Raw genomic sequence first — 19,116 nt, forward strand, 5'->3', positions numbered from 1 at the left:
ACCGGCACCGGCACCCCGCACCGGCACCGACCCCCGGACCGCGCGCCCTCACTCCTCCACGGACCGCGCGCCCTCACTCCTCCACGGACCGCGCGCCCTCACTCCTCCACGGACCGCGCACCCTCACTCCTCCACGGACCGCGCACCCTCACTCCTCCACGGACCGCGCGATCTCCGTCGCCCGGGCGACGCCCTCCACACCCTCCAGCCGGAACGTCACCGTCCCGCCCCCGGTCTCGTGCGTCCACAGCAGTGTCGGTCCGGCCGTGCGCACCTCGCGCTCGAAGACGCCCTGCGAGTCCGCGAGCCAGACGGAGAGCAGATGCGGACGGTCGAACCACAGACCCGTCCGGGGCGCCTCGCCGTCCGTCCCCTCCGGACCGAGCTCGATCCACCGCGGCTGGACCCGCACCGTCTTGCCGAAGCGGGGGTCCAGCCCCGCACGCCGCTCGTCGAGCCGGACCGTGCGCCCGCCCTCGTACCAGCACAGGCTGACGACGAACCGGTCCTGCGGCTCGCGGGTGACGGCGACCGCGTCCGGCGTCCCGAGCCGCCCCGGCACCACCGGCGCGAACCCGGCGCGGCGCTCCGCCTCGGCGAGCGGCACCGGGCTCCCGCAGCCGGGGACCCCGGCACCGGGGGAGGGCGTCGCCGACGGGTCGTACCGGATCTCGGCGCCCGCGAAGCCGAACCAGTCGAGCACGGCCGCCCGCACCGGAGGCGTGAGCACGAGCACGGCCACCAGGCCGCACAGAGCGGCCATCAGCGCACGCCATCGCCGGCGCGCCCAGCGCCGCAGCGCGCGCAGCCGCTCACGGGGACCCGGCGGTTCGGGCGCCGGGACGGGCAGACGCTCGGCGAGTATCTCGGCCAGCACCCGCTCGACCATCGTCTCGGGGCCGTCCGCGCCGACCCGCGCGTCCAGCGCACGCCCGAGCGCCCGCAGCTCCTCGGGCAGGCCGGACCCCTCCGTGCCTGGACCGCGACCTCGGCCGTCGTCCGTGCCTGGACCGCGACCTCGGCCGTCGTCCGCGCCCGGACCGCGACCTCGGCCGTCGTCCGCGCCTGGACCGCGCCCCCGGCCGCCGTCCGCGCCGCCGAACGCGTCCCCGGAGCCTCGCCCCCGCCCGTCACCCATGCGTCTCACCCCCTTCCCGAGGCTCGAATTCCGGAAGCAGCCGTCCCAGCTTCCGCAGCGCGCGGTTCAGCCGGGACTTCACCGTGCCACGGGGCCAGCCCAGCGCCTGGGCCGTCTCCGCCTCGTCCATCTCCAGGAGATAGCGGTAGGTGACGACCAGACGGTGCTCCTCGCTCAGCCGGTCGAGGGCGGCCTGGAGCGCGGCCCGGCGCTCCCGCTCCAGCGCGGCCACCGCCGGGTCCGCCGACTCCGGTATCAGCGGGTCCGCCTCGACCATCGCCGCCTCGCGCCCGGCGAGGGTGCGCCGACGGGCCGCCGCCCGCACTGTGTTCCTCGTCTCATTGGCCACGATCGACAGCAGCCACGGCTTGAACGCCGAGCCGTCCCTGAAGCGGCCCAGCGAGCAGTACGCCTTCACGAACGCCTGCTGCACCACGTCCTCCGCGTCCGCACCCGCGCCGAGCGCGGCGGCCGCCCTGAGCGCGATGCCCGTATGAGCCCGCACCAGCTGCGCGTACGCCTCCGGCTCCCCGGCACGTACGCGTGCGATCACCGCGGCCTCATCGACGATGCGGCCCCCCTCCCGCGTCCTCACATCCTTGGTACACCGCCCGGGCCCGATCGGTTCCCGTTCGTACGCGGCCTGTTCCGGACCGGCCCCCGGGACCTGAGAGAATGGTGTGCATGGCCACTGATCGCCCACTCGCCGCCCACGACCACCCTCAGGGGAACGGCTCCGCCGTGCCGGGCAGCCCGCGCGTGCTCTCCGGGATCCAGCCGACCGCGGGTTCGTTCCACCTCGGCAACTACCTCGGCGCCGTCCGTCAGTGGGTGGCGCTCCAGGAGACCCACGACGCGTTCTACATGGTCGTAGACCTGCACGCGATCACGGTCCCGCAGGACCCGGCCGAGCTGCGCGCCAACACCCGGCTCGCCGCCGCCCAGCTGCTGGCCGCCGGGCTCGACCCCGAGCGCTGCACGCTGTTCGTGCAGAGCCATGTGCCCGAGCACGCCCAGCTGGCCTGGGTCATGAACTGCCTCACCGGCTTCGGCGAGGCCTCCCGCATGACCCAGTTCAAGGACAAGTCCGCCAAGCAGGGCGCCGACCGGGCCTCCGTCGGCCTGTTCACGTACCCGATCCTCCAGGTCGCGGACATCCTGCTGTACCAGGCCGACGAGGTCCCCGTCGGCGAGGACCAGCGCCAGCACATCGAGCTCACCCGTGACCTCGCCACGCGCTTCAACGGCCGCTTCGGCGAGACCTTCACGCTCCCGAAGCCGTACATCCTGAAGGAGACGGCGAAGATCTACGACCTCCAGGACCCGTCGATCAAGATGAGCAAGTCGGCGTCCACGCCGAAGGGCCTGATCAACCTCCTGGACGAGCCGAAGGCCACCGCCAAGAAGGTCAAGAGCGCCGTCACCGACACCGACACCGTCGTCCGCTTCGACGCCGAGAACAAGCCGGGCGTCAGCAACCTCCTGACCATCTACTCGACCCTCACAGGTACGGGAATCGGTGAACTGGAGCAGAAGTACGACGGCAAGGGCTACGGTGCGCTCAAGACGGACCTCGCCGAGGTCATGGTCGAGTTCGTGACGCCCTTCCGGGAGCGCACCCAGCAGTATCTGGACGACCCGGAGACGCTCGACTCGATCCTGGCCAAGGGGGCGGAGAAGGCGCGTGCCGTCGCCGCGGAGACGCTCTCCCAGGCGTACGACAGCGTGGGCTTCCTGCCCGCCAAGCACTGACCCCGCCCGACCGCGGGCGGCGGAGACGGTGGTGCGCCGGCCGCACCACCGCACAGCGCTGCACATCACTTCGGTTGCGCCTGCCCGCGGCGGGGCCGTGGCCGTACAGTCGATAGCGGGTGACGGCATCGTCCGTCACCCGCGCCCACCCGACGGGTACGAGCTCCGCGACGGCGGACTCACCGACGAACGACAGGAGACGACGTGGGGACCGTAACGATCGGTGTGTCGATCGCGGTCCCGGAGCCTCACGGCAGCCTGCTCCAGGAGCGGCGCGCGGGCTTCGGCGACGCCGCGGCTCACGGCATCCCCACGCATGTCACGCTGCTGCCGCCGACCGAGGTCGACTCCTCGCTGCTGCCCGCGATCGAGGCGCACCTCGTGGAGGTCGCGGCCGCCGGCCGCCCCTTCCCGATGCGGCTGTCCGGCACGGGGACCTTCCGGCCGCTGTCGCCGGTGGTCTTCGTCCAGGTCGTCGAGGGCGCCGAGGCCTGCACCTGGCTGCAGAAGCAGGTCCGGGACGCCTCGGGGCCCGTCGCGCGCGAGCTGCAGTTCCCGTACCACCCGCATGTGACCGTCGCGCACGGCATCGACGAGGAGTCGATGGACCGCGCGTTCGAGGAGCTGGCCGACTACCGGGCCGAGTGGCCCTGCACCGGCTTCGCCCTGTACGAGCAGGGCGCCGACGGCGTCTGGCGCAGGCTGCGGGACTTCACCTTCGGCGGCCCGGTGGTCCCCCCGCAGGCCGAACATGTCGAGCGCGGCTCCATCCCGGCCACGTAGCCGTCACCGTCCTCACACGGGCAGCCGGCGGAACACCGCGCGCGGGACGTGCCTCAGCGCCGACATCACCACCCGGAGCGCGCCCGGCACCCACACCGTCTCCGAGCGCCGCCGCAGCCCCACCTCGATCGCCGTGGCGACCGCCTCCGGGGTGGTCGCGAACGGCGCCTCCTCGCGGTCGGCGGTCATCCTCGAGCGCACGAACCCGGGGCGTACGACCATGACGTGCACGCCGGTGCCGTGCAGCGCGTCGCCCAGGCCCTGGGTGAAGGCGTCCAGGCCGGCCTTGCTGGAGCCGTAGATGAAGTTGGCGCGGCGGGCCCGCTCGCCGGCCACCGAGGACAGCACGACCAGCGAGCCGTGCCCCTGGGACTGCAGGGCGCAGGCGCTGACCAGGGCGGCGGACACGGCACCGGTGTAGTTGGTCTGGGCGACCCGGACCGCGTTCAGCGGCTCGCGCTCGTCGCGCGCCTGGTCGCCGAGGATGCCGAAGGCGAGCAGCACCATGTCGATGTCGCCCTCCGCGAAGACCTTGCCGAGCACCGGCTCGTGGGACTCGGGGTCGAGCGCGTCGAAGGCGACCGTGCGCACGTCGGCGCCCAGGGCGCGCAGTTCGTCGGCGGACCGGTCCAGGGCGGGCGAGGGGCGGCCCGCCAGCCAGACCGTACGGGTGCGGCGGGTGATCAGCCGGCGGGCGGTGGCCAGCGCGATCTCGGATGTGCCGCCGAGGACGAGCAGGGACTGGGGAATGCCGAAGGCGTCCTTCACGAAAGCTCCTTGGGGGTTGGGGGGCAGTGGCTAGAGATCGAGGCGGCGGGCCAGGTCCGAGACGAACAGGCCGCGGGGGTCCAGGCGGGCGCGCAGTGCGCGGAAGTCGTCGAGGCGCGGGTACATCGCGGCGAGCAGCTCGGGCCGCAGCCGGGAGTCCTTGGCGAGGTAGACGCGTCCGCCGGCCGTGGCCACGTCCTCGTCCAGCGAGTCCAGGAGGGCGCCCAGGCCGGGCAGCGAGGCCGGGATGTCCAGGGCGAGGGTCCAGCCGGGCTGCGGGAAGGACAGCCAGCCCGGGTCGCCGTCCCCGAACCGCTTGAGGACGGCCAGGAACGACGGGCAGCGGTGCTCGGACAGCCGCCGCACGATCGTGCGCAGGGTGTCCTCCCGGCCGTGCCCGACCGTGAACTGGTACTGCACGAAGCCGCCCCGGCCGTAGATCCGGTTCCAGTGCGGCACGCCGTCCAGCGGGTGGAAGAACGCGGACAGCGTCTGGAGCTCTCCGGTACGCGCGCGAGGCGCCCTGCGGTACCAGAACTCGTTGAACCAGCCGACCGTACGGCGGCTCAGCAGCCCCTCGGGCAGCACGGCGGGGACGGCGGGCAGCCGGGCGGGCCGGAAGGCCAGCGGCTGCCTCCGCGCGCGCTTCCCCTTCGGCAGCGCCTCCAGGGGGGCGTGGTCGCCGCGGGTGAGGACCGCGCGTCCGGTAGCCGTGCCGCGCGCCAGCAGGTCGATCCAGGCGACCGAGTAGCGGTAGAGGTCGTCGGTGGCCGTCATACGGGCCATCAGGTCGTCCAGGTCGCGGGCCCGCTCGGTGTCGACCGTCATCAGCGAGGTCTGCACGGGTTGGAGTTGCAGGGTGGCGGTGAGGATCACGCCGGTCAGGCCCATGCCGCCGGTGGTGGCGTCGAACAGGGGGGTGCCGCGGGGGACCGTGTGGATCTCGCCGTCGGCGGTGAGGAGTTCCAGCGACAGGACGTGCCGCGAGAACGAGCCGGACACATGGTGGTTCTTGCCGTGGATGTCGGCGCCGATCGCGCCGCCGACCGTCACATAGCGGGTCCCGGGCGTGACGGGCACGAACCAGCCGAGCGGCAGCAGGACCTCCATGAGCCGGTGCAGGGAGACACCCGCGTCGCACGACACCACCCCGCCCGCCGCGTCGACGGCGTGCACCCGGTCCAGGGCGGTCATGTCGAGGACCGTGCCCCCGGCGTTCTGCGCCGCGTCCCCGTACGCCCGTCCCAGGCCCCGCGCGATGCCGCCGCGCGCCCCGCAGCCGCGGACCGCGGCGGCGGCCTCCTCGTAGGTCCGGGGACGGATCAGCACGGACGTGGTGGGGGCGGTACGGCCCCACCCCGTGACGGAGACGGTCTCGGCAGACATGTCGGCGACCGTAGCGCCCGCTTGTACGGCATTACTTCTGAAACATCCCAGCCCTCCCCGAAATGGGTGATTAATGGGATGTCGCTCAATATTGCCGTAATCGCGGGACCGTGGGCGTGAACAGTGGGTCCACATGGACCACCTCGACGCCATCGATCGGCCAGGCCTTCGGGGCGCGGACCACCGCATCCTCACCGCCCTGCACGCCCGAGCCCGCGACCCGCGGGTCGCGACCGCCGCCCGCGCCCTGTCCTGGACGGGCGAACACGGCGCGCTATGGCTGGCGGCGGGGCTGACGGGAGCCGCCGTGGACGGCGGGCGGCGCGGAGCCTGGCTGCGCGGCACGGCGCTCACGGCCGGCGCCCACCTCGTCAGCATGGCGGTCAAGCGGATCGTGCGCCGCCCGCGCCCCGCGCACGTCGAACCGCTCGTGCGCACCGCGGGCCGGCACTCCTTCCCGAGCTCCCACGCCGCCTCCGCCACCGCCGCGGCCGTCGCCTTCGGGGCGCTCGGGGCACCCGCGATCGCGCCGCTCGCCGCAGCCATGTGCGTGTCCCGTCTCGTCGTCGGCGTGCACTACCCGTCGGACGTGGCCGCGGGCGCCGCCCTCGGCGCGCTCACGGCGCGTCTCGGGGCGCGCTGGATGGGCCCGGGAGGCGTCCATGCCTGAGGCAGGGCCCCTGACGAGCGCCGCGCGTGCCGGGGACGCGACGCTCCACGAGCAGCGCAGGGCGGCGCCCCGGACGGAACCCCCGGCCGGCGGACGCGGCCCGGGCGTCGTGGCGAAGGGCCTGCTCAGGGCCGCGCGCCCCAAGCAGTGGGTCAAGAACGTCCTGGTCGTCGCGGCCCCGGCCGCCGCCGGCCGGCTCTTCTCCGCGCACGCCCTGACCCAACTCGCGCTCGTCTTCGCGCTGTTCACCGCGTGCGCGGCCGCCGTCTACCTGGTCAACGACGCCCGCGACGCCGAGGCGGACCGCGCCCACCCCACCAAGCGCCACCGCCCGGTCGCCGCCGGGCAGGTCCCCGTCCCCGTCGCGTACGCCATGGGCGGCCTCCTCGCGGTCCTCGCGCCCGCTCTCGCCGCCTGGCTGACCGCACCGGCCGTCGCCGCCCTGCTGGTGGCCTACCTCGCCATGCAACTGGCGTACTGCGTCCGCCTCAAGCACGTCCTCGTCGTCGACCTCGTGGTCGTCACCACCGGCTTCCTGATGCGGGCCGTGGCGGGCGGGCTCGCGCTCGGTATCCCGCTGTCGCGCTGGTTCCTCATCACGACCGGGTTCGGGGCGCTGTTCATGGTGGCGGCCAAGCGCTACTCCGAGGCCGTCCAGATGGCCGGCAAGGCGGGCGCCACGCGCGCGCTGCTCACCGAGTACACCCCCGGCTATCTGCGCTTCGTCTGGCAGCTCGCGGCCGGCGTCGCCGTGCTCGGGTACTGCCTGTGGGCCCTGGAGGAGGGCGGGGTGCCGCACACCAGCGTGCTGCCCTGGCGCCAGCTGTCCATGGTCGCCTTCGTCCTCGCGATCCTGCGGTACGCCGTGTTCGCCGACCGGGGCACGGCGGGCGAGCCCGAGGAGGTGGTCCTGCGCGACCGGGCCCTGACGGTCATCGGGGCGGTGTGGATGACGATGTACGCGCTGGCGGTGGCCAATTGGTGAGGGGGCGGCCCGCCCGCCGCGAGATCCTGGGCTTCGCCGCCGCCGGGCTCGCCGCCTACGCCGTCGACCTCGCGCTGTTCACCGCCCTGCGCGGTCCCGCCGGTCTCGGCCCGCTCACCGCCAAGGGGCTCTCCTTCCTCGCCGGCTGCACGGTCGCCTACGCCGGGAACGCCCTCGGCACCTACCGGCACACCCGGCCCCGCGGACCGCGCCCCTACGCCGCCTTCCTCCTCGTCAACGCCGCCGGGGCGGCCGTCCAGCTGCTCTGTCTGGCCGTGAGCCACTACGGGCTCGGGTTCACCTCCCAGCGCGCCGACACCGTCTCGGGGGCGGTCGTCGGCATGTCGCTGGCTACGGTCCTGCGGTTCTGGGGCACACGGACATGGGTGTTCCGCGCGGAGGGGAGAGTCGGATCGTGGACTGGCTGAGAAAACTCCCCGTCGTGGGCCCCTGGGTGGCCCGGCTGATGACCACGCACGCGTGGCGGTCGTACGAGCGCCTGGACCGGGTGAAGTGGACCCGGCTGGCGGCGGCGATGACGTTCGTGAGCTTCGTCGCGCTGTTCCCGCTGCTCACCGTGGCCGCGGCGGTCGCGGCCGCCACGCTCGACAAGGAGCAGCAGGACAAGCTCCAGGACAAGCTGGCCGAACAGGTCCCCGGCATCTCCGACCAGCTCGACATCGACGCCCTGGTGCAGAACGCCGGCACCGTCGGACTCATCGCCGGAGCCGCCCTGCTGCTCACCGGCATCAGCTGGGTCGGCTCGGTGCGCGAGTGCCTGCGCGCGGTGTGGGAGCTGCCCGACGAGGAGGAGAACCCCCTCCTGCACAAGGTGAAGGACGCCGGCGTCCTGGTCGGCCTCGGCGGCGCGATCCTGGTGACGATCCTCGCCTCCACCGTCGCCTCCGCAGCCGTCGGCTGGACGACCCGACAGCTCGGCGTCGACGAGGGCGGCTGGGGCGGGGTCCTGCTGCGGGCCGCCGCCTTCCTGGTCGCGGTGCTCGCCGGCTTCCTCGTCCTGCTCTACGTGCTGACCCTGCTGCCGGGCGTCGAACCGCCGCGCCGCCGGCTGCTGGTGGCCGCCCTGATCGGCGCGATCGGCTTCGAACTGCTGAAACTGCTGCTCAGCGGCTATATCCAGGGCGTCGCCACGAAGAGCATGTACGGCGCCTTCGGGGTGCCCGTCGCCCTGCTGCTCTGGATCAACTTCACATCGAAACTCGTCGTGTTCTGCGCGGCCTGGACGGCGACGGGCAGCAAGGAGACCGAGCTGGGGGACGGGTCCGCGGCACCGGAGACCTCCGGCGGCCCGGACCCGTCCGACGGCACGATCAGGAACGGCCCCGGCGGCGCACCAGGTCGGGCAGCGGCCACCGGCGGTTGACCAGGAAGACACCCGCGCCGAGCAGCGCGAGGACACCCGCGGCGATCCCGAGCGCGACCCCCATGCCGCCCGACCCGCTCGCCGCGGAGGCGCCCACGGCAGGCTTCGAGGACTTCTCCGCGCCCTTGGCGCCCCCGGCCTCCCCGGACGTGCCCGCACCCGGCTGCGCGCTCGCCTGGGCGCTCTTGGGCGGCACCAGCTCACCCACCGGCTGCACCTTGCCGGCCGCCTCGAAGCCCCAGTCGAGCAGCCGCGCGGACTCCTTGTAGACCTCGTTGTGCTCCTGCTTCTCCGGGTTCATGACCGTGACCAGCAGCACCCTGCCGTCGCGCTCGGCGACACCGGTGAAGGTGTGACCGGCGTTGGTGGTGTAACCGTTCTTCACCCCGGCGATGCCCGGATAGACGGAGATGTCCGAGTCGCCGCGCAGCAGCCGGTTGGTGTTCTGGATCTCGAAGGACCCGCGCACCGACTTGCCCTTGCTCTTCTTCGTCGCGCCGGGGAACTTCGTCCGGACCGTCGAGCTGTACTCCCGGAAGTCCTTCTTCTGCAGCCCGGAGCGCGCGAACAGCGTCAGGTCGTACGCCGACGAGACCTGGCCCGGGGCGTCGTAGCCGTCGGGGGAGACCACATGGGTGTCGAGGGCCTGGAGCTCCTCGGCGTGCTCGTTCATCTCCCGCACCGTCTTGTCGACGCCGCCGTTCATCGCGGACAGCACGTGCACGGCGTCGTTGCCGGACGCCAGGAAGACGCCGAGCCACAGGTCGTGCACCTTGTACGTCTCGTTCTCCTTTATGCCGACCACGCTGGAGCCGGCGCCGACACCGGCCAGGTCGGACACGGCCACCTTGTGCTCGGTGTCCTTGGGGAAGCGTGGCAGCACGGTGTCGGCGAACAGCATCTTCAGGGTGCTCGCCGGGGCCAGTCGCCAGTGCGCGTTGTGCGCCGCGAGCACATCGCCGGACTCGGCGTCGGCGACGATCCAGGAGCGCGCCGACAGGTCCTTCGGCAGGACGGGGGCGTCGCCCGCGAGGTTCACCTGGGTGCCGGGGCGGCCCAGTTGCGCCCCGCCCACGGTCGACATGTCCGCCGGGGGAGTGGCCGACGGGCTCGTGCCCGGCGACGGCCGGGGGGCCGCGTGGGCGACGGGCGCGGTCAGCGCGAGGGACGACAGGACGGCGGAGGCGACCAGCAGGCCACGCCTGGCGGTCTTCGTAGGTGCGGGCACGAGCGGAAACGTACAGGGCGTTCCCATGGAAGTCCCGTCCCCGCCCCCACCCCGCTCCGCGCACCCGACGGGGGACGGCGATACTGAGGACATGAAGCTCAGCCGCCCCGTCTCCTGGTTCCTGCTCGCCTTCGGAGTGTGGAGCTGGGTCATCTGGGTCACTTTCGTCAAAAACCTGATCAAGGACAGCAGCGGGCTCGCGTTCGAGGACGGCGACCCCACGGCGTACTTCTGGGTGCATCTGCTGCTCGCCGTCGTCTCCTTCGTACTGGGGACGGTCGTCGGGGCCATCGGGTTGCGCGGAGTGCGCGCACTGCGCCGGACGTCATAGGAACTCGGCCACCGGGCCGGACGTTCACCCGGCACGCAAGGGAAAGGGAACGCCGGCGTGGTCATCGTCTTCGTGCTCGTCGCACTGCTCGTGCTGTCCGTCCTGGTGACGGGCAACTGGTGGGTGTGGCGGCGCCTCTTCCGCGACACGACGCGGGACCCCGGGGCCGTGCGCCGCGCGGGTGTGGTCGTGATCGCCGGCGGCTGGGCGCTCACCGTCGGCGCCCTGGTCGCCGAGCGTGCGGGCGCGCCCTTCCCGCTCCAGCGGATCCTGGCCTGGCCGGGTTTCCTGTGGCTGGCCCTGTCGCTGTACCTGCTGCTGTTCCTGCTGGCCGGCGAGCTCGTCCGGCCGCTGCTGCGCCGCCTTCTCGACCGCCGCGCGGGCGCCGAGCAGCCCGCGCCGAGCCCGGAGCCGGACACCGCCGCGTCCGCCGCCCCGGCCACGGCGACGGCCGGCCCGCGCGCTCACGGGGGCCCGTCCGCCGCCCCGGGCCGCACGGCCGCGCTCACCGCCGACCCGCCCCCGGCCGCCCCCACCCCGGGCGCCGGCGACTCCGACGGCCCCCGCCCGGACCTCACGCGGCGCCTGTTCGTCTCCCGGGTGGTCGCCGGCACCGCCGCGGCGGCCGCCGTCGGCACCGTCGGATACGGCACCCACAGCGTGCTGCGCGGCCCCGGCGTGAAGCGGGTCACCGTCCCGCTGGCCAAGCTCCCGCGCGCGGCGCACGGTTACCGGATCGCCGTCGTCAGCGACATCCACCTCAGCCCCGTGCTGGGCCGCGGCTTCGCGCAGAAGGTCGTCGACACGATCAACGGCACCCAGCCCGACCTCATCGCCGTCGTCGGCGACCTGGTGGACGGCAGCGTCCACGACCTCGGCCCCGCCGCCGCGCCGCTCGCACAACTCCGCGCGCGTGACGGCAGCTTCTTCGTCACCGGCAACCACGAGTACTTCTCGGGCGCCGGGCAGTGGATCCAGGAGGTGCGCCGGCTGGGCCTGCGCCCCCTGGAGAACGCCCGTACGGAACTGCCCCACTTCGACCTGGCCGGCGTCAACGACGTGGCGGGCGAGGACGAGGGCCAGGGCCCCGACTTCGGCCGGGCGCTCGGCGACCGCGACCGGGCACGCGCATGCGTGCTCCTCGCCCACCAGCCGGTCCAGATCCACGACGCCGTCGACCACGGCGTCGACCTCCAGCTCTCCGGGCACACCCACGGCGGCCAGCTCTGGCCGGGCAGCCTCGTCGCCGAGCTGGCCAACCCCACGGTGGCCGGTCTGGAGCGCTACGGCGACACCCAGCTGTACGTCAGCCGGGGCGCGGGCGCCTGGGGCCCGCCCACACGCGTGGGCGCCCCCTCCGACATCACCGTGATCCAGCTGGCGTCCCGTCAGGCATGACCCGCGTGTGCCCGCCGAGTGACCGGATTGTGAAACCTGCTGGAATCGCCTGTAGGTAAGATCTTTCTCATGTCCCCAGAATCCTCTTCCGCCCGCTGAAATCCGTGTGGTTAGGTGTGCCCGCCGCTTAGGGGAGTGGCGTGAATTGTTCAGCTCATGCGGGGGCCCCGAGGGGCCTGGGGAGAGGGCACACCCATGCGTACGGTTCGCATGCGGATTCTCGCGACGCTGCTGGTACTGGCGGCCGTGGGAGTGGGGGGCTGGCAGTTGCTGCCGTCCCGGCAGAACCAGGACAGAACCATCACGGTCGGCACGACGGACGCCGTCACCTCGCTCGACCCGGCCGGCGCCTACGACGCCGGCTCATGGGCGTTGTTCAGCAACGTCTTCCAGTCACTGATGACCTTCGAAGCGGGCGGCGTCACACCCGTCCCGGACGCCGCCGAGAGCTGCGGCTGGGTCGGCGACGGCCTGCGGGCCTACCGCTGCGAGCTGCGCGAGGGCCTCACGTTCCCGAGCGGCCGCACGATGACCGCGGAGGACGTCAAGTTCTCCTTCGACCGGGTCAAGCGGATCAACTCGGACGTCGGCCCGGCCTCCTTGCTGGACACGCTCGGCTCGGTGCGCGCGAGCGGCCGTACGGTCACCTTCCGGCTGTCGTCGCCGGACGCCACGTTCCCGCTGAAGGTGGCCACCGGCGCGGGCGCCATCGTCGACCGGGAGAAGTACCCGGCGGGCGAGCTGCGCACCGGCACTTCCGTCGACGGCACCGGCCCGTACACGCTGTCCGGCTACAGCGAGGGCAAGCAGGCCCAGCTCGACCCCAACCCCCGGTACGAGGGGGCCGTCGACGGCTCGGGGAGCCCGGTCGAACTGCGGTACTACTCCGACGCGAACGCCCTGGGCGACGCCTGGAACGACCGGCGGATCGACGTGGCCACACGCACCCTGCCGCCCCGCGTCCTCGCAGGCCTCAACGCCGCCGACACCGACCAGCGCGTCTCGGAGGCCGACAGCTCCGAGGTCCGCAACCTGTACCTCAACACCCGCGCCTCCTCCCCGCTGCACGACGTGCGGGTGCGCAAGGCCATGGCGTGGCTGATGGACCGCGAGAAGCTGGCCGCCACCGTCTACAAGGGGACCGTCGACCCGCTGTACTCGCTGATCCCGACCGGGATCACCGGCCACACCACCTCGTTCTTCGACGCCTACCCGAAGCAGAGCACCGCGAAGGCCCGGGCCCTTCTGCAGAACGCCGGGATCAGCCTGCCGGTGCGCTTCACCTACGGCTACGCCACCGGCCGCGGCTCCGGCGCCGAGGAGGCCGAGGAGATCAAGCAGCAACTGGAGGCGAGCGGCCTGTTCAAGGTCGACGTCAAGGGCTACGAGTGGACCGACTTCCAGAAGCGCTGGGCGGGCGGCAAGCTCGACGCCTACGCGGTCGGCTGGGTCGCCGACTTCCCGGACCCGGACACCTACGGCGGCCCCCTCGTCGGCACCAAGGGCACCATGAACACCGGGTACAGCGACAGGACGGTCGACCGGCTGATCACCGCCAGCCAGCAGTACGCCGACCGGGCCCAGGCCACCCGGGACTTCCGCGACATGCAGGAGGCGGTCGCCCGGGACGTGCCGGTGATCCCGCTGTGGCAGGCCAAGGAGTACGTCGTCACCACCGAGGACGTCGGCGGCGGACAGTACCTCTCCGACGGCACCGGCGTGTTCCGGCTGTGGAGCCTCGGCTGGATCTGACGCGGGCAACGCACCGCCGGCGGTGTCAGGACGCGGACACCGCCGGCGCCGGCAGGGTCACCGTGACGGCCAGCCCCTCACCGGGGGCCGTCCGCACGGCGACCTCCCCGCCGTGCGCCTCCACCACGCCCTGCACGATCGCCATGCCGAGGCCGCTGCCGGCGCCCCCGCCGGCCCGGAAGAACCGGTCGAAGACCCGGCCCGCGTCCTCCTCGCACAGCCCGGGCCCCCGGTCGGTGACACACAGCCGTACGGCCGTGTCGTCCCGCTCCACCTCCAGCCGCACCGGCACATCGGCGGGCGTGTGGATGCGGACGTTGCTCAGCAGATTGCCCAGCACCTGACGCAGCCCCGACTCGTCGGCGTGCACCAGGAGCGAACCCTCGGCGCCGACCGTCAGCGGCCGTTCGGGCTGCTGCACCCGCAGATCCTCCGCCGCCTCCCGCACCAGCCGGCTCAGGTCCACGTTGCGGAACCGCAGCGCGGGCCGCTGGTCCAGGCGGGCCAGGGTGAGCAGTTCGTCGACGAGCCGGCCCATCCGGTCGACCTCGCCGTTCATCCGGTCCCAGACCCGTTTGCGTTCGGCCTGGTCCGGGAGCATCCCCTTGTCGTACAGCTGGAGATAGCCGCGGATCGCGGACAGCGGGGTGCGCAGCTCGTGCGAGGCGTCGCCGACGAAGCGCCGCAGCTGGGCCGCGCTGCGCTCGCGGGTGCGGTACGCGGACTCCACCTGGTGCAGCATCGAGTTCAGGGCGAGCCGCAGCTGTTCGACCTCCAGGGTGGCGTTGCCGCTGGAGGGGACCCGGCGGGTCAGATCGCCCTCGGCGATGGCCGACGACGTCTCCACCATGTCCTCCAGCGGCCGCAGCCGCCGGCGCACGCTGAACATCGTCAGGCAGACGAGCAGGGCCAGCAGACCGGTGCCGACGGCCAGATCCATCTTGAGCGCCTTGCCCATGCCCTCGTGCAGCCCCTCGGTGGGCACGGCGACCAGGACGACGGTGCCGTCCGCCAGCCGGGCCCCGGCCATCCGGTAGCGCTCGCCCTCGACCGTGACGTCGCGCGGCTCCTCGTCGGCGGCCAGCGCCCGCGGATCGTCGACGGCGGAGGCGAGGGCGTGCTGGCGGGCCGTCGGCCGCAGCGGGCCCAGGGCGACCGGCTCCCCGGTGGCGCCGACGGCGACGTACACCATGGACGGGCCCGGCAGCGGGTCGGTGTCGGTGGCGCCGCCGCCGCTGAACTTGTCCAGGGCGATGCCCAGTTCGCTCAGCGACTCGATCTGGCGCAGCGTGAACCCGGCCTGGCTGAGGGTGCCGCGGGCGCTCTTCAGCTCGGTGTCGACCTTGTCGAGCAGATAGAACCGCGCGGTCATCAGGCTGACGGCGGTCGCGACGACGATGCCCGCGGCCAGCAGCGCGACGTTCACCAGGGTCAGCTTGCCGCGCAGCGAGCGTATGCCGCGGATCCGGCACCGCTGCAGCAGGTGCCGGGCCCTCATGCCAGCCCGTATCCGACGCCGCGCCGGGTGGTGATCACCGGGGGCCCCAGGGTGTCCAGCTTGCGCCGCAGATAGCTGATGTACGTCTCGACGACGGTCGACTCCGGCGGGGTGTGCTCGTACTGCCAGACATGGCGCAGGAGTTGCTCCTTGGGGACGACCCGTCCGCCGTTGCGCACCAGGAAGCGCAGCAACGCGTATTCGGTGGGAGTGAGTTCGACGGTGCGGCCCGCGCGGTGCACCGAGTACGTCGCCTCGTCCAGCTCCAGGTCGCCGTAGCGCAGCGGCGGGCGCTGGGGCAGGACGTCGGCCGGGCGGGTGCGGCGCAGCACGGCCGTGATCCGGGCGACGACCACGTCCACGTCGAACGGCTTGGTGATGTAGTCGTCGCCGAAGCCGAGGGCGCCGACGATCTCGGCGGGCGCGTCGCGCGCGGTGAGGAAGACCAGGGCCAGATCGGGCCGGGTGCGCCGCAGTTCACGGCCGAGGGCTCGGCCGTCGCCGTCCGGGAGCATGACGTCGAGCAGTGCCACGTCCGGGCGGGTGCGCTCGGTGAGGGCGAGCGCGTCGCGGACGGTGCCCGCCGTCATCACCTCGAACCGGTGGTAGCGCAGGGCGATCCCGAGGACGTCGGCGATGCTCTCCTCGTCCTCCACGACCAGCACGGTGCCTGAAGCCGTCGTCATGCCCCCAGTATCTGTGGGCTCGCGTGCGTCCGGGCCGGTTCCGTCTTTGGAGTTCCTTGAGAGTCGTGGCCGTCGGCTGCCGCGCGGGCGGGCGCACACCCAATGCTGTTGCGCAGGACCTGGGGGACCATCCGACCGACTAAGGAGCGTTGAGCGTGGCGGCATTGGCACGGTGGTGCTATCGGCACCGGCTGGTGGTCCTGTTGCTCTGGCTGGGGGCGCTGTTCGGCCTGGGCACGGCGAGCTCGCAGGCCGGCACGAACTATGCGGACGTCTTCTCCCTCCCGGACACCGACTCGGCGACCGCGTACGACCTGATGGAGAAGGCCTTCCCGGAGCGTGCCGGCGACACCGACACGGTGGTGTGGAAGGTGGACGAGGGATCCGTGCGGGACGCGTCCGTACGGTCCCGGATCGAGCCCGCCCTCGAGGAGATCGGGCGGATGAAGGGCGTCGGCGAGGTCACCGACCCGTACGCGGAGCAGGGGGCCGCGCAGATCAGCCGGGACGGCACGATCGCGTACGCGCAGGTCACCTTCACCGAGCAGGCCAACGCCGTCCCCATGGAACTCATCGAGGACGTGGTGGACACCGCTCAGGCCGCCGAGCAGGACGGTCTGGCGGTCGAGCTGGGCGGGCAGGCCATCGCCCGCACCCAGGAGCCCCCGCAGGGCACCGCGGAGGCTGTCGGCATCCTCGCGGCCGCCGTCGTGCTGTTCCTCGCGTTCGGCTCGCTGTTCGCGATGCTGCTGCCGATCGTCGTGGCCGTCGCGGGCGTCGGCACCGGCATGATCGCCACGATGCTGATGAGCCATGTCACCGACGTGCCCGAGGTGGCCCCGCTGCTCGGCTCCCTGATCGGCCTCGGCGTCGGCATCGACTACGCCCTGTTCATCGTCACAAGGCACCGGCGCGGCATCCTGCGCGGGATGAAGCCGGAGGACGCGGCCGTGACCGCCCTCAACACCTCCGGGCGGGCGGTGCTGTTCGCGGGCGGCACGGTGTGCATCGCCCTCGCCGGGATGCTCGTGATGAACATGCGCTTCCTCGACGGCGTGGTCGTCGCGACCTCGCTCACCGTCGTCCTGAGCGTGCTGGCCGCGATCACCCTGCTGCCGGCCCTCCTCGGACTGCTCGGCATGCGGGTGCTCAGCCGACGGCAGCGCGCCCGGCTCGCCGCGGCCGGCCCGGAGCCCGCGGAGACCAGCGGGCTGGCGGCGCGCTGGTCGGCGTATGTGCAGCGGCGCCCGCGCCCGGTCGTCGCGATGGCCGTCGTCGTCATGGCGGTCCTCGCGATCCCCGTGCTGTCGCTGCGGCTGGGCGCCACGGACCAGGGCAACCACCAGGAGTCCACGACCACCCGGCAGGCGTACGACCTGCTCGCCGAGGGCTTCGGGCCCGGCTTCAACGGCCCGCTCCAGGTCGTCGTCGACGGAGACGCGCCCGCCGGCCTGGTCGAGGGCATCCGCTCCACCGAGGGCGTCGCGCAGGTCGCGGCCGTGCCGCCCGCCAACGGGGTCACCGTCATCCAGGTCGTGCCGGACACCTCACCGCAGTCCGAGGAGACCGACGCCCTGATCGACCGGCTGCGGGACGACGTGATCCCGCAGTCGGGCGCCGAAGCCCATGTGGGCGGGGTGACGGCCGTGTTCAAGGACTTCGCGGCGGTGACCGGCGACCGGCTGCCGTACTTCGTGGCGACGATCATCGCGCTCGGCTTCCTGCTCCTGCTGGTCGCGTTCCGCTCGCTGGTGGTGCCGCTGACCGCCGCCCTGATGAACCTGATCGCGGCCGCCGCGTCCTTCGGCGTGCTGGTGGCGATCTTCCAGTGGGGCTGGGGCACCGAGCTGATCGGCGTCGGCAAGGAGGGCCCGATCACCTCGTTCCTGCCGGTCATCATGCTCTCGCTGCTGTTCGGCCTGTCCATGGACTACCAGGTGTTCCTCGTGAGCCGGATGCACGAGGAGTGGGTCCACACCAAGGACAACGCACGCGCGGTGCGCGTCGGCCTCGCGGAGACCAGCCGGGTCATCAACTCGGCCGCCCTCATCATGATCTGCGTGTTCGGCGCGTTCGTGCTGAGCGGCGACATGGAGGGCGCGATGGCCGGCATCGGACTGGCGGCGGCCGTCGCCCTTGACGCCTTCATCCTGCGCACCGCGCTGGTACCGGCCGCGATGCATCTGCTCGGCAGGGCCAACTGGTGGCTGCCCGACTGGATGGAGAAGCGGCTGCCGCATCTGGCCGTCGAACCGGCGGAGGAGCCCGCGCCGGCCGAGGCGGCGCCCGCCGGCCCGTCCGTCACCTCGGTCGTGCACGGCTTCGTCCTCAGCGCCGACGGCGAGCCCGTCGACGGCGCGGCGGTCACACTGCTCAGCAAGGGCGGCCGGCAGCTGGACCGGGTGACGTCCCTGGCCGACGGGTCGTACATCGTCTCGGTGCCCGGGCCGGGGACCTATCTGCTGGCGGCGAGCGCCCCGGCGTACGGGTCGCGCGCCGCGCACGTGGTCGTGGGCGACGGGCCGCTCGTGCACGACGTCGAACTGACCGGGGACGAGGTCGACGCCGTCAACTGACCCGGCTCACCTCAGGGGCGCTCGTCGCGCGCGGGCGCCCTTGGGGACTCCTTCGCCGGGTCCGGGATCATCCGGGTCATGCCCGGCAGGAAGTCCGTGAACAGGTCGTGCACCTCGCGGACCAGCGGGCGCAGCACCCGGAAGCGGGCCAGTGACACCCCGCGCGCGGTGAGCCGGGCGCCGCGCTCGGCGAGCCGGTAGCTGCGCTCACGGCCCTCGGTCCGGTCGAAGATCCAGTACAGGACGAGCCCCATCTGGGAGAGCCACATCAGCTCGGGCAGGATCTCCCGGAGCTCCTCCGGGACCTTCGTCCGGGTCGCGCCCGCCAGCACCTGCCGGTGGATGCTGATGGCCTCCTGGCGCGCGTGCTCGGACTCCTGCGAGAAGGGGCTGAGCGGGCTGTCGGGGTCGGCGGCGTTCTTGAAGAACTGCACCGCGAACTCGTGGTACGGCGTGGCGATGTCCAGCCAGGCCCGCAGCACGCCCGCGAGCCGCGCCTCCAGATCCGTCTCCCGGGCCAGGATGTCCCGGACCGCCGCCTGGTGCTCGGCGGCGATCCGGTCGTAGAAGCCCTGGATCAGGTGCTCCTTGCCCTCGAAGTAGTAGTACGCGTTGCCGACCGAGACCCCGGCCTCCTGGGCGATCGCCCGCATCGTCGTCTTGTCGTAGCCGCGCTCCTGGAACAGCCGCATGGCGGTCTCCAGGATCAGCGCGCGGGTCTGCTCGGACTTGCTGGGCGTGTCGCCCTGCTCGGGGCGGTCGTTCTTCGAGGGCACGGAGC

At 72.9% G+C, this 19,116-nt stretch carries 18 protein-coding genes; 10 read left to right on the forward strand and 8 right to left on the reverse strand.

Going from position 1 to position 19,116, the window contains the following annotated elements; translation table 11 throughout:
- Window positions 1-148 precede the first annotated feature (148 nt).
- On the reverse strand, window positions 149-1,147 hold the full coding sequence (locus DC008_RS21530; protein ID WP_425276548.1) for a hypothetical protein: 999 nt from the start codon (window positions 1,145-1,147) through the stop codon (window positions 149-151).
- Complete coding sequence (locus DC008_RS21535) at window positions 1,131-1,733, reverse strand: RNA polymerase sigma factor (RefSeq protein ID WP_208645938.1); 603 nt, start codon at window positions 1,731-1,733, stop codon at window positions 1,131-1,133. The genes DC008_RS21530 and DC008_RS21535 overlap by 17 nt, the downstream gene beginning before the upstream one ends.
- A gap of 164 nt (window positions 1,734-1,897) precedes the next feature.
- Here DC008_RS21535 and trpS point away from each other — a divergent pair, with 164 nt between their 5' ends.
- Both trpS and DC008_RS21545 read left to right on the forward strand, forming a co-directional pair.
- Window positions 1,898-2,890, forward strand: a complete 993-nt coding sequence (gene trpS / locus DC008_RS21540; RefSeq protein WP_108710803.1) for a tryptophan--tRNA ligase — start codon at window positions 1,898-1,900, stop codon at window positions 2,888-2,890.
- Between the two features lie 204 nt (window positions 2,891-3,094).
- Window positions 3,095-3,673: a 2'-5' RNA ligase family protein gene (locus tag DC008_RS21545; RefSeq protein WP_108708349.1), complete on the forward strand. Its 579-nt coding sequence runs from the start codon at window positions 3,095-3,097 to the stop codon at window positions 3,671-3,673.
- Between the two features lie 12 nt (window positions 3,674-3,685).
- On the opposite strand, the gene dprE2 is transcribed toward DC008_RS21545, so the two are convergent.
- Both dprE2 and dprE1 read right to left on the reverse strand, forming a co-directional pair.
- Window positions 3,686-4,441, reverse strand: a complete 756-nt coding sequence (dprE2, locus tag DC008_RS21550; protein WP_108708350.1) for a decaprenylphospho-beta-D-erythro-pentofuranosid-2-ulose 2-reductase — start codon at window positions 4,439-4,441, stop codon at window positions 3,686-3,688.
- Window positions 4,442-4,471: 30 nt separating this feature from the next.
- The gene (gene dprE1 / locus DC008_RS21555) at window positions 4,472-5,827 is read right to left on the reverse strand and encodes a decaprenylphosphoryl-beta-D-ribose oxidase (protein ID WP_108708351.1); all 1,356 of its coding nucleotides are present in this window, start codon (window positions 5,825-5,827) and stop codon (window positions 4,472-4,474) included.
- Between the two features lie 133 nt (window positions 5,828-5,960).
- On the opposite strand from dprE1, the gene DC008_RS21560 reads away from it, so the two are divergent.
- Genes DC008_RS21560 through DC008_RS21575 form a run of 4 tightly spaced genes read left to right on the forward strand, consistent with a single transcriptional unit; the run spans window position 5,961 to window position 8,866 of the window.
- Complete coding sequence (locus DC008_RS21560; protein WP_108708352.1) at window positions 5,961-6,497, forward strand: phosphatase PAP2 family protein; 537 nt, start codon at window positions 5,961-5,963, stop codon at window positions 6,495-6,497.
- Window positions 6,490-7,482 carry a decaprenyl-phosphate phosphoribosyltransferase gene (locus DC008_RS21565; protein ID WP_108708353.1) on the forward strand — a complete coding sequence of 331 codons (993 nt, stop codon included), beginning with the start codon at window positions 6,490-6,492 and terminating at the stop codon, window positions 7,480-7,482. Before DC008_RS21560 ends, DC008_RS21565 begins: the two co-directional genes overlap by 8 nt.
- Window positions 7,476-7,910: a GtrA family protein gene (locus DC008_RS21570; RefSeq protein WP_164492342.1), complete on the forward strand. Its 435-nt coding sequence runs from the start codon at window positions 7,476-7,478 to the stop codon at window positions 7,908-7,910. The genes DC008_RS21565 and DC008_RS21570 overlap by 7 nt, the downstream gene beginning before the upstream one ends.
- Window positions 7,898-8,866, forward strand: coding sequence for a YihY/virulence factor BrkB family protein (locus DC008_RS21575; protein WP_235073780.1), 969 nt, complete (start codon window positions 7,898-7,900; stop codon window positions 8,864-8,866). The genes DC008_RS21570 and DC008_RS21575 overlap by 13 nt, the downstream gene beginning before the upstream one ends.
- On the opposite strand, the gene DC008_RS21580 is transcribed toward DC008_RS21575, so the two are convergent.
- Complete coding sequence (locus DC008_RS21580) at window positions 8,814-10,094, reverse strand: D-alanyl-D-alanine carboxypeptidase family protein (RefSeq protein WP_341867297.1); 1,281 nt, start codon at window positions 10,092-10,094, stop codon at window positions 8,814-8,816. The two genes, DC008_RS21575 and DC008_RS21580, sit on opposite strands and share 53 nt — an antisense overlap.
- A gap of 91 nt (window positions 10,095-10,185) precedes the next feature.
- On the opposite strand from DC008_RS21580, the gene DC008_RS21585 reads away from it, so the two are divergent.
- The 3 genes from DC008_RS21585 (at window position 10,186) to DC008_RS21595 (ending at window position 13,575) form a co-directional block, all read left to right on the forward strand.
- On the forward strand, window positions 10,186-10,425 hold the full coding sequence (locus tag DC008_RS21585; protein WP_055625315.1) for an SCO4848 family membrane protein: 240 nt from the start codon (window positions 10,186-10,188) through the stop codon (window positions 10,423-10,425).
- A 57-nt stretch (window positions 10,426-10,482) separates the two neighbouring features.
- A complete protein-coding gene (locus DC008_RS21590; protein ID WP_108708357.1) occupies window positions 10,483-11,823 on the forward strand; it encodes a metallophosphoesterase in 1,341 nt (446 codons plus the stop codon).
- Between the two features lie 195 nt (window positions 11,824-12,018).
- Window positions 12,019-13,575, forward strand: a complete 1,557-nt coding sequence (locus tag DC008_RS21595; protein ID WP_108708358.1) for an ABC transporter substrate-binding protein — start codon at window positions 12,019-12,021, stop codon at window positions 13,573-13,575.
- 25 nt (window positions 13,576-13,600) lie between these two features.
- On the opposite strand, the gene DC008_RS21600 is transcribed toward DC008_RS21595, so the two are convergent.
- Both DC008_RS21600 and DC008_RS21605 read right to left on the reverse strand, forming a co-directional pair.
- Window positions 13,601-15,073 carry a sensor histidine kinase gene (locus tag DC008_RS21600; RefSeq protein ID WP_108708359.1) on the reverse strand — a complete coding sequence of 491 codons (1,473 nt, stop codon included), beginning with the start codon at window positions 15,071-15,073 and terminating at the stop codon, window positions 13,601-13,603.
- Entirely contained in the window at window positions 15,070-15,759 is a 690-nt protein-coding gene (locus DC008_RS21605) for a response regulator transcription factor (RefSeq protein ID WP_108708360.1), read from the reverse strand. Before DC008_RS21605 ends, DC008_RS21600 begins: the two co-directional genes overlap by 4 nt.
- A 164-nt stretch (window positions 15,760-15,923) precedes the next feature.
- On the opposite strand from DC008_RS21605, the gene DC008_RS21610 reads away from it, so the two are divergent.
- The gene (locus DC008_RS21610; RefSeq protein WP_108708361.1) at window positions 15,924-18,335 is read left to right on the forward strand and encodes an MMPL family transporter; all 2,412 of its coding nucleotides are present in this window, start codon (window positions 15,924-15,926) and stop codon (window positions 18,333-18,335) included.
- 11 nt (window positions 18,336-18,346) lie between these two features.
- Here DC008_RS21610 and DC008_RS21615 read toward each other — a convergent pair whose 3' ends face one another.
- A complete protein-coding gene (locus DC008_RS21615) occupies window positions 18,347-19,111 on the reverse strand; it encodes a TetR/AcrR family transcriptional regulator (protein ID WP_108708362.1) in 765 nt (254 codons plus the stop codon).
- Between the last annotated feature and the right edge of the window lie 5 nt (window positions 19,112-19,116).

It is taken from the genome of Streptomyces nigra (genome assembly GCF_003074055.1).
In the GTDB taxonomy this organism is placed as follows: domain Bacteria; phylum Actinomycetota; class Actinomycetes; order Streptomycetales; family Streptomycetaceae; genus Streptomyces; species Streptomyces nigra.

Excerpts from the sequence above, each read along its gene's own strand:
- dprE1 (WP_108708351.1), bottom strand. The coding sequence starts at position 5,827 with ATGTCTGCCGAGACCGTCTCCGTCACGGGGTGGGGCCGTACCGCCCCC.
- DC008_RS21560 (WP_108708352.1), top strand. The coding sequence starts at position 5,961 with ATGGACCACCTCGACGCCATCGATCGGCCAGGCCTTCGGGGCGCGGAC.
- DC008_RS21565 (WP_108708353.1), top strand. The coding sequence starts at position 6,490 with ATGCCTGAGGCAGGGCCCCTGACGAGCGCCGCGCGTGCCGGGGACGCG.
- DC008_RS21585 (WP_055625315.1), top strand. The coding sequence starts at position 10,186 with ATGAAGCTCAGCCGCCCCGTCTCCTGGTTCCTGCTCGCCTTCGGAGTG.
- DC008_RS21595 (WP_108708358.1), top strand. The coding sequence starts at position 12,019 with ATGCGTACGGTTCGCATGCGGATTCTCGCGACGCTGCTGGTACTGGCG.
- DC008_RS21600 (WP_108708359.1), bottom strand. The coding sequence starts at position 15,073 with ATGAGGGCCCGGCACCTGCTGCAGCGGTGCCGGATCCGCGGCATACGC.
- DC008_RS21605 (WP_108708360.1), bottom strand. The coding sequence starts at position 15,759 with ATGACGACGGCTTCAGGCACCGTGCTGGTCGTGGAGGACGAGGAGAGC.